Source organism: Cupriavidus sp. SIMBA_020 (genome assembly GCF_046535395.1).
GTDB classification, from domain to species: domain Bacteria; phylum Pseudomonadota; class Gammaproteobacteria; order Burkholderiales; family Burkholderiaceae; genus Cupriavidus; species Cupriavidus campinensis.
Window position 1 is genome coordinate 1 of record NZ_JAWRWU010001297.1, and the last position, 249, is coordinate 249.

The 249-nt window shown below is 65.5% G+C and carries 1 protein-coding gene; it reads left to right on the top strand.

Annotated features, from left to right (window positions below):
- The coding region (locus SB751_RS33695; RefSeq protein ID WP_410749458.1) for a GTP cyclohydrolase, FolE2/MptA family at nt 1–249 on the top strand (249 nt) is incomplete at both ends.

Sequence of the window (249 nt, forward strand, 5' to 3'; positions counted from 1 at the left end):
GGCCAACTGGACCCTGACGGTGGCGCTGCCGCCCGAAGAAAAAGGGACGCACATGTCCCGCTTCGTGGCGCTGCTGGAAAAGTACCGCAGCACTCCCATGACGCCGACGCTGTTCCGCGCCATGGCGGCCGACATGCTGCCGCTGCTGCATGCCGAGCGCGGCGACATCACCGCGGCTTTCCCGTACTTCATCAACAAGTCGGCGCCGATCTCCGGCGTGCAGAGCCTGCTGGACTACGAAGTGCAGTG